Below are 9,219 nucleotides of genomic sequence, written 5' to 3'. Positions count from 1 at the left end.
CCACCAGGAACAACTCCGGGTTAGGAATAGTGTTCTGGAAGGCGCAAGGGAGCTTCGTAAGGGCCATCCTCGGCTGGGTTGTAGGAAGCTCTATGCGGAGCTCAAGCCTACCGGGATGGGTCGGGACAAGACCGAGGCCTTATTGCTGAGTCATGGCTTTAGGTTAAAGCGCAAGCGCAACCGTTACCGTACCACTTATGGGGGGAAGCATTGGTATCCTAATCGGATCACTGATTTACAACTAACCGGGATCAACCAGCTTTGGGTGAGTGATATTACCTATATCGCTGTATCGGCTAAGAAGCCTTATTACCTGACCTTGATCCTGGATGTGTACAGTAGGAAAATCAAAGGCTGGAGTTTGTCAGCCACCCTGACCGCAGAGGATACTATAGTTGTAGCTTATAGGGAAGCCCTGGCCACGACTGCTAAAACCGAACGGAAACAACTCATATTTCATTCGGATAAAGGCAGCCAATACGTTTATAAGCGATTAGCTGAGTTACATACAGAAAATCAGGTACAGCCTAGCATGGGCGGTAAAGCCTGGGAGAATGCTCATGCAGAATCTTTAAACGGCATATTAAAAAATGAATATATCGATTTTGACCACTCCCATATCAGTTTAAAACAAGGGAGAATATTGATAAAAAAAATCGTAGAAAAGTACAATTATCAACGTCCACATGGTTCACTAAAAAATATGAAACCTGTAGAATTTGAAACCTTTGTTCAGGGGTTAACCCCTGAACAAAAACCGAGATTTAAGATTAATTATTAACCAGAAAAAAGGCAACCATATTCAGGCATGCCCAAACCTGTAATTTGGAACCTGCAACTTGCAACCTGCAACTTGGAACCCGAAACCCGGAACCCGGTGGCTTCGATACATTCCGAACATAATTCGGAACACTCAGCCACCTCGTTTGTTGCTCATATAAACCCTTTTTCTTTGGCTTTAAGGATCAGTTCCCGGTCTTCTCCGCTGCGTATATCAAAAATTTCTTTCAGGTGTCGTTTTCGTTTTTCTATGGCAGCGGTGGAGAGGGGGAGTATGGTGGACATGGTTTTCATCTTGGTGCCCAGGGAGAGCTGGTGGAGGAGCTGCCGGTCTATTTTGTCGAGCAGCAGGTCGCTGGTAATATACTGGCGCAGGGACTGCACCACGGTTTTGCTGTAATAGGGCGGGGCGTGCATGAGGTGCCGGATGGCGGTGACGAGTTCGTCGGGGGTAATGTCGTTCTTGATCAGGAACCCGTCGGGGTTAAGGCTTTCGAAGATACTGTGTATACGGTAGTTATCGTTAAAGGTGGTAGCAATAACGATTTTGGTATCCGGAGATACTTTCCGTATTCTCAGCCCCAGGTCTTCCCCCGAAATAATTTCATTAGTCTTTTTGGAAGGCGGCAGGTGGATATCGAGGAAGGCGATATCGATAGGGTGAAGGGGGGAGATATGGTCAAAAATATGCAGGGCTTCGTCACAGGAATGGGAGGTGACGATATTAAACTGTAGCTTGTCCTCATTGCGGATGTCTTCGAAAGCGTTTTTGTAGGCGTCGGTGATCAAGGGGTGGTCGTCTACCAGTACGATATTATACTGTTCTTTTTTCATAGTGATAAATTTTAGATGGGAATGGAAACCGTGAGGACGGTCCCCCGGTCTTTTTGAGAATGTATATGAAATGTTCCCCTGACCTTCCGTATGCGGGATTGCATATTCTTAATCCCGATACCTTTATGGCGTTTACGGGAATTAAAGCCTATGCCGTTGTCGCGTATGGCGAGTTGAAGGAAGTTGTTTTTTTTCTGTTGGAATTGCATGTCTACTAGTGTGGCCCCGGCGTGCTTAATACAGTTTTGCAGGGCTTCTTCGATAACCCGGTACAGGTTTACCTTGATAACCTCATCGATATCTTCCCAGGCTATGGCGTCGTCGTGTACCAGTTTGTATTCAAAACCCCCCGTATTTGCGCGTTTCTGGATCAGCTTTTCCACGATAAATATAAAATTGAGCGGGTAAGCTTCCGGTTCGTTCCGCAATTCGTGGGATGCTTCCCGGATATCTTTTTCTATCCGCTGTAGTTCCTGCAGGTAGTAAAGGTGTTTTTGCAGGGAGTCCGGGTCGCCCTGTAGTTTCAGGAATCCCCAGTCCATGCGTATGGCAAAGAGGTCGCCCAGGACACTGTCGTGCAGTTCTTCGGATATCCGTATTCTTTCCTGGTTGCGGCCTTCCTGTAATTTGGCCTGCTGTTTTAAGGAAAGCAGGTAGATCTGTTCATTGGCTTTTTGCTGCAGGTTTTCCATATGGAGCAGCTTGTTCCGTGCAAATTGCCGGTTTAGAATATACAATAGCAACAACAGGAGAACCAGGACAATACCAATGGTAAGTATCCATATTTTTTGTGTAGACAGCTGCCGGGTCTTTTCTATATACTGCTCCGTTTCGTATTGTATACGCGTAAATTTGTCCCGGGTACGGCGATCCTGTTCCTGGATGTCGTTGCTCAGCCGGATATACTCCTGTAAATAGTCGGGGCCTTTTTCGCGGTCTGTGCCGGAGAGTAAAAGCAGGGCGGATAGTATATCCCTGTTGTTCCGGATCTTCCGGGCCAGGTCGTATGCTTCCCCGGCCAGGTGCCGGGCCCGGGCGGAGTCGTTATACTTTATATAATATCGGGCAAGCCGGAGTTTGCCCAGAATGATCCCGGAAGTGTTCTGCCTGTCTTCCCATATACGTAAAGCCCGGTAAAAGTCCTGCGGGAGTTGTGTGGTATCGTTATCGAGGAAGCGGCTGAATGCCCTGTTTTCTATCAGCCTGGTATAGAGTTCCACATCGTCGGATTCCAGCCCCGGTGTTTGCAGGGCTTTGTTGAAATAATACAGGGCTTCCTTTTGGTTTCCCTGTTTCTGATAGATAAGGCCAATATTGTTATGGCTGTCCTGGAGGAATACGGATTTATCGTCCATTTTTCCCAGGTAATCCAGGGCTTTTTTATGGTAAGTGATCGCTTTATCGTATTCTTTCAGTTCTTCGTAAACTACGCCCAGGTGATTGTAGCAGTTGTAGAGCTGCTTATACCGGTCTTGGGGCTGGAAGCGGGATATGGCCCGGAACAATAATACCTCGCACCCCGTATAGTCTTTTATGCGTCCGCTGATGTAGGCCATATTGTACAGCATTTTACCGGAATAGTAGGTGTCCCCGATGTCTTCGAAGAGTTTTTGGGCCCGGTGGTAATGATAATATGCACTGTCGTAATTTTCCCTGTCCAGGTAAAAGGCGCCGTAATTCCAGTGTGTATCGGCTATACCGGAGGTATCTCTCATTTGAAGGACAAGGCGCATGGCTTCCTTGTTGGCTTTTTTAAAGAGGGCGGAGTCTTTAAGCAGGGAAGCCTGGTAAGCGATTTTCCGTAAGTATTCCTGTTTTATGGTGTCTTTTTGCTGCAGGGCCAGGTTATATGCTTTGACCAGGAATTGTCTTCGGACAGGTGCCATAGTGTCTTGCCCGGCTTTTTTAAGCCAGGTAGCGATGCTGTCCTTTTCTTTCTGTAATTGCGGGGCCGGATGCCGGGGGTTTTCACATGCGGTGTATATGGCTAATACAATGGCAAAAAAGAATATAGCATATGGATATTTTAGTTTGCAGGTTTTCAAAATTCAGGCGTTTGGGGTACACCAAATTTAATAAAAAGCCTTTAACAAATTTTGTTAAAGGCTTGAATTAAATAATTTTTATGAATAGAGACGGTCTCTTAATAATGAATTAGTCCTTTTCGTTATCCGGCCGGATACTGGAGTCATTACCCGTGGACTGGGTTGACGGATCGGTCTGCGTATCGTCCTCTTCGTTTTCTGTTTCTGTTTCGTCACCGGGAGTGATAGCTGCAGCAGAAACCATGGTAACGGTCTGTGTTTCTTCGGGCAGGTCGTCGGATTGGGTACAGGAAAAGAAATAAGTGGTAAATACGAATAATACAGTGGTTTTAAGAATTGTTTTCATTGTGCAAAATTTTAGATTCGACAAATAGTTTCCCGGCCTCCCCGGGGAGGCGGTTCGTGATCCGGTTGTGCACAACGGAAGCATTGACAACAGTATGGGCCAATGCGCAGAAATCTGTTTTACAAGGCTAAATTAAGGGGTGTCCGGGTAGTTTACGGCAGGCAAAAAGGGGTTGTTAGTGAGTATGGGAAGTGTACTAGTGAAACCGTGCTTTTTGCGAGGGAAATGGGGGGAATGAGTTAATGAGTTAATAAGGTAATAAGGTAATGAGTTAATGAGTATTGCCTAACTAACCAAATAACCCATTAACTCATTACCTCAATAGGAAGATTTCCGGAGAATGCTGTGTATCCTGTCTATGTTTTCCTGGAAGGTCCTGGTGAACGGAATGGGCTGCGGGCACTGTCTTAGGGAGCATGTGGCCTTCCCGTAGTGGATACGGGACACATGGGAGGTGTTTACAATATAGCTTTTGTGTATCCTCAGGAAAGTTTTCGGCAGTTTAGCTTCAAAAGTCTTCAGGGTTTTGAATGCTCCTATGACCCGGCCGTCTTCCAGGTAAAAATCGGTAGTATTGTTGTCCGCTTTTAAAAAGAGGATATTGTCGGTGTTGAGATATTGGTAGTCTTTATACGATTTTATGCAGATCAGGCTGGCACAGGCAGGTTTTTTCTTCTGGTACTTCAGGATGCTTTTCCGGATTTCCAATGTGGATACCGGGTGGAGGACATAATCCAGGAAATTATACTTGAAAGCGGTATAGGCCTGGTCTTCCGATTGGGAAATAGCGATGAAACTGGGGGGATGATGGTCATAAAGATAGAGTTCCGATACAAATTGGAAAGGATTTTCAAGGAGGTTGTCTATCCGGATAAAGACCAGGTCGGGCCGGTGTTTTAATAAGGTATCCATCGCGGTTTCCCGGCATTGAGTATGCCCCAGGAAATAAAACTGGTCAAAATCCCGTAAAACACTTTCTATGGTTTGAATAGTATTCCCGTCTTTTTCTATAATAAAATAGCTTATCAAAACACGTTGTTAAAAGGGGAAAATAGAGATCACCAGGAGGAAGAGAGTAGGCGTTACAGGTAAAAAAAGTACGGATTATGACTACTGTCACCTCCATGTAGTTGTAGTAGTTTTAGGCATTGCCTTTTGTACTATGGAATCATAACGGGAGCTGATGTAGTTCTGAACATGAAATCCGGCGCAAAACTTATCTGAGAGGGATTTTTTGTTATCCCAGAGGGATTATTTTGCCTTAGGAGCGGCGTATTAGTAAGATACTTTGGTTTAATTTTTTAGATTGTAGAGCTGTGTCCTGTACCCGACGAACCCGTAATCCGTTCCATAACACCTGGCCCGGAAATATAGTGACCGTAAGAAGTGTGGCAAATATATTTTATTGGAAACCTCGTTTTCCGGGCCTTTTTTTAATATCTGTTAAAAACAGAGAGAATAAATAATTGTTTCCTTCCGGGAATATTGATTATAAAGTACCTTAAGAACACCATTACCGGGAGGGGGCCGGATCAGCAGGGCAAACACATGTAAGATTATTTTGACGGTAATTTGGAAATTCCGCTCGCTTTAGGGCAGAGGTAACGGGATTCCGGGCTTTATAATAAATTTTTATTTACCACGTAAAGGGAGAAAATAAAGGAACCCGGAAGAAGAACAGGACAGGAACCAGGATCTGTTTCCGGCAAGTATTCGGTAATATTAAAAAATATCCGTATGAATAAAACGCATTCCCGCCGGTATGGAATAGGAGCGATTCTCATTGTCCTTCTTGGAGGATGGGCCGTATGGCATTATTATGTATTTGTTCCGTCCGCACCGGTAATCATTTCGCGGGACACCGTCGCCGGCAGGCAGGCCGTTCATACCCTACCCGATGGTACGACCGTAACCTTGCAATCGGAGAGTACGCTGACGTTTCCGGAGAGTTTTAGAAACAGGATAAGGGAGGTGGAACTGGAGGGAGAGGCGTTTTTTGAAGTGGCGGAAGACAAGGAAAAACCTTTCTCGGTAAAGGCAGGGGGATTGACCCTAAAAGTACCGGGCACTTCTTTTAACATCCGGGCTTACGAAACAGAGAAGAAAACGGTTATTTCGGTTATTTCCGGAAAAGTACTCGTTTCCCTGGAAAATCCGGAGCAGGAGAAAGGGAAGGCCGGGCAATATTTATGGCAGGTGGTCCTGGTGGCGGGAGAACAAATAGTCTGTAAAACCGGGGAGAAGCGTTTTATTAAAAAGAAAATTAGTGAAGATTTGAAGCGGAATCCATCAATGTAGTATGGGATAGGATGTTGAAATGGAATAAAAAATAATTGAGTTATACATTTAATTTCTCTACAATACTTTGTGCCTACTTTGTGAATTTCTGTGATAAAATAAGACCCGTGACAGGGAAAACCACAAAGGGCTCAAAGTTTTTCACAAAGCCCACAAAGTCAGGTTCTTTTGAAATGCCTATTCATTTTATACGTATACAAATGTTTAACTATTTGTTTATCAGGTTAATACGAACAGGTATCTATGTGTATAACTCAAAAAAATAAATTATTTCATTCCGATTATGGAAATCCGTAAAAAAGACTCGGAACATCTATTTAACTTTATCAGGAAACTGGTATAAGCTCTATTGTTTTCGAGCGAATGACCTTTACTGCTCTTGGTAGACATTTAGTTTTGCCGGGAGTTGTCGCCCTGATTTTACTATAGCAAACCAACCTCAATGAATCTTATCTATGAATGTCAAGGAAATTCTTCAGACCGAATTCCGTTATCCTTTTCCCTATTTTAAAAACCCTTATGCGGATACTCTTCAGCATATCACGGAGAATGAATGGATAGACGGAACATATCTTTATCTCTACCAGGAGAATGAAGCCATACGCAAAAAGTACAAAAAGACGCGAACGGCCCATATTGCTTCACATTGGTTTCCCACGGCAAGCCGGGAGCGCCTTTTACCGGTATGCCGGCTGATGCTCTGGACGCTGTATAACGACGACATGTACGAGGAGATCACCCCCGAAGAGCTTCCTTTCATACGCGACCGTTCCCTGGCTGTGCTCAAAGGAGAGATGACAGGAGAAAACTCCGGTATTCCCCTGGGGCCTTTACTGGGCTCTCTGAGGAAAGAATTTTTACGGTATCTCTCTCCGGCTTCCTACAACAGGTTTGTCTCCATGATAGACCGTTATTTTTACGGCTTGGAAAGGGAACTGATATATAAAGCCAGTCATGAATATCCGGGCATTGCCGAATGCCTGGCCATACGGGAAGCATCGCTTTGTCTTTATCCGTTTTTGCAACTCACGGAGATCGACACCGGGGTGACCCTGCCCGATGAAATTCATGACCACCCTGTGATCAGGCGGTTACAGGCCCTGGCCAGCCGGATGATGCTTTTGTATAACGATATACAGTCTTTACAGAAAGACCGGCTTACCGGGGGGATTTATTACAATATGGTAAAAGTCATCGAACATCAGAAAGGGATCTCCCTCGAAGCAGCCTGCGCGGAGGATGTCCGTATGCATAACGAGGACCTGAAAGAATTTTTAATACTGCAGCGAAAACTTCCCGATTTCGGAGAGTGGCATAGCGCTGTAGTTAATTGGGTACACTATATGAGTATTACCCTGAGCGGATGGAAAACAGTTTCCTTTGATCTTGCCCGTTACAATACGGCAACAGGATTTCCCTCGGTAGAAAGGTTAAAAAACAACCGGAACATTAGAACTTAAAAATTCGTAATGAACTCATCTTGATTTTAACAACAGATGTCTCTATAAGAAGCCTGCCTTGAAGATCTGAAAGAATTTTTAGAACTACAAGCCAATCTTCCTGATTTTGGGATCTGGCAGGACGCGGTGATCAACTGGGTACATTATATGAGTATGGTACTGAGCGGATGGAAAAATATATCTACAAAACTGGACCGTTATACCGCAGCTGAATTTCCTGGGGCAGCAGAACTAAAAACAAAGCTGAATCAGGTTCAATAATACTTTGTACAAGAATATTTTTAATTTAAAATATCCTATCATAATAACAACCTATCAAACATCAATTTATCACTTTAATTTTAAAAAATGAAACTAGAAGATTACAACCCGCATAATTACCTGCCTCAAGGTTATTATCCTTGGCCAGACAAAATCAACACTAATGTGGAACAAATGGGTATTGATTACAGAAACTGGATTGATACTGATTATGTATATTTATCTGAAAATATACGTGAACGATACAAGAGCATGAACCTGCACAAGTGTTCAGCAAGAATGTACCCTTATGCAAGTTATGAGCGCGTAACACCTATGCATCGGCTTGTTGTTTTCCATACGATATTTGACGATCAGCTTGAATATGCAACCGAAGAAGAGGTCAGTAAATATTGTAAGCGACTCGTAGCAATATTCAGAGGAGATAGCCTTACTCCAGAGGATCCCGGATATTTCATTCAGGCCGCCAAAATCAGAGATGAATTTCGTGCTTTTATGCCCGATGAATGGATGGAGCGCTTGGTACAAGTATTTCACACCGTTACAAGATATGGCGCTCAAGAAGAGACAAATTATAAGGCCACGCAAACAGTACCTTCACTTGCATTGTTTAAAGTAATCCGGGAATATTCAATTGTAATATTTCCCTATTTCTATCTGGTTGATGCGGAGTTTTGTACTTTTTTAACAGAGGAGGTAGAACGCCATCCTGTAATACAGCGTGTTCGATCCCTATGGTCCAGAATTATTGCCTGGCAGAATGATATCCAGGGATTGAAAAAAGAACTAAGCAAGGATACCGAAGTTATGAATATCGTTATCGTCTTACAGAGAAACTATAACTTGTCATTAGAAGATGCCTTGTCTAGAGCCATGAAAATTCATGATGATGATCTTGCAGAACTTGTTGCTTTACAGGAAGACCTTCCTGATTTTGGCAAGTATCAGGAAGAGATAAAACAATTGTTCCTAGGCTGGGGCAGTCTGATACAAGGTCTAAATACTTTTTATCTGAGAGATACGAATCGTTACGATCCTGAGTGCTTTGCATGGCCAGATAGGGAAACTGGAGACACATCACCTTAGATTATAATTGATTCCATCACAAAAATTATAAACAACGATATATGATGAATGCTATGGAATTTCCAAATGCAACGGAACTAAAGGAAAAACTAGACCAAATATAATATCA

General features: G+C 43.7%; 8 protein-coding genes. 4 read left to right on the top strand and 4 right to left on the bottom strand.

What is annotated here, in order from left to right:
* Positions 1-781, top strand: a 781-nt coding sequence (locus ACVBDU_RS20895) for an IS3 family transposase (protein ID WP_447178419.1), incomplete at its 5' end; no start/stop codon positions are given.
* A gap of 152 nt (positions 782-933) precedes the next feature.
* Here ACVBDU_RS20895 and ACVBDU_RS20890 read toward each other — a convergent pair.
* The 4 genes from ACVBDU_RS20890 to ACVBDU_RS20875 form a co-directional block, all read right to left on the bottom strand.
* The gene (locus tag ACVBDU_RS20890) at positions 934-1,614 is read right to left on the bottom strand and encodes a response regulator (protein ID WP_447181635.1); all 681 of its coding nucleotides are present in this window, start codon (positions 1,612-1,614) and stop codon (positions 934-936) included.
* Between the two features lie 11 nt (positions 1,615-1,625).
* On the bottom strand, positions 1,626-3,659 hold the full coding sequence (locus tag ACVBDU_RS20885) for a tetratricopeptide repeat-containing sensor histidine kinase (RefSeq protein ID WP_447181634.1): 2,034 nt from the start codon (positions 3,657-3,659) through the stop codon (positions 1,626-1,628).
* Between the two features lie 109 nt (positions 3,660-3,768).
* The gene (locus ACVBDU_RS20880; RefSeq protein ID WP_447181633.1) at positions 3,769-4,005 is read right to left on the bottom strand and encodes a hypothetical protein; all 237 of its coding nucleotides are present in this window, start codon (positions 4,003-4,005) and stop codon (positions 3,769-3,771) included.
* Between the two features lie 318 nt (positions 4,006-4,323).
* Positions 4,324-5,034, bottom strand: a complete 711-nt coding sequence (locus ACVBDU_RS20875) for a LytR/AlgR family response regulator transcription factor (RefSeq protein ID WP_447181632.1) — start codon at positions 5,032-5,034, stop codon at positions 4,324-4,326.
* A 708-nt stretch (positions 5,035-5,742) separates the two neighbouring features.
* On the opposite strand from ACVBDU_RS20875, the gene ACVBDU_RS20870 reads away from it, so the two are divergent.
* The 3 genes from ACVBDU_RS20870 (at position 5,743) to ACVBDU_RS20860 (ending at position 9,110) form a co-directional block, all read left to right on the top strand.
* Positions 5,743-6,303, top strand: coding sequence for a FecR family protein (locus ACVBDU_RS20870; RefSeq protein WP_447181631.1), 561 nt, complete (start codon positions 5,743-5,745; stop codon positions 6,301-6,303).
* A 455-nt stretch (positions 6,304-6,758) separates the two neighbouring features.
* Entirely contained in the window at positions 6,759-7,763 is a 1,005-nt protein-coding gene (locus ACVBDU_RS20865) for a terpene synthase family protein (protein ID WP_447181630.1), read from the top strand.
* Positions 7,764-8,111: 348 nt separating this feature from the next.
* Positions 8,112-9,110 carry a terpene synthase family protein gene (locus ACVBDU_RS20860; protein ID WP_447181629.1) on the top strand — a complete coding sequence of 333 codons (999 nt, stop codon included), beginning with the start codon at positions 8,112-8,114 and terminating at the stop codon, positions 9,108-9,110.
* The last annotated feature ends 109 nt before the right edge of the window (positions 9,111-9,219 follow it).

The organism is Sinomicrobium endophyticum (genome assembly GCF_052983315.1).
Note: the sequence above shows the minus strand (reverse complement) of the source record. Positions and strands in the feature narration are given on the sequence as shown.

Excerpts from the sequence above, each read along its gene's own strand:
- ACVBDU_RS20865 (WP_447181630.1), top strand. The coding sequence starts at position 6,759 with ATGAATGTCAAGGAAATTCTTCAGACCGAATTCCGTTATCCTTTTCCC.
- ACVBDU_RS20890 (WP_447181635.1), bottom strand. The coding sequence starts at position 1,614 with ATGAAAAAAGAACAGTATAATATCGTACTGGTAGACGACCACCCCTTG.
- ACVBDU_RS20870 (WP_447181631.1), top strand. The coding sequence starts at position 5,743 with ATGAATAAAACGCATTCCCGCCGGTATGGAATAGGAGCGATTCTCATT.
- ACVBDU_RS20860 (WP_447181629.1), top strand. The coding sequence starts at position 8,112 with ATGAAACTAGAAGATTACAACCCGCATAATTACCTGCCTCAAGGTTAT.
- ACVBDU_RS20880 (WP_447181633.1), bottom strand. The coding sequence starts at position 4,005 with ATGAAAACAATTCTTAAAACCACTGTATTATTCGTATTTACCACTTAT.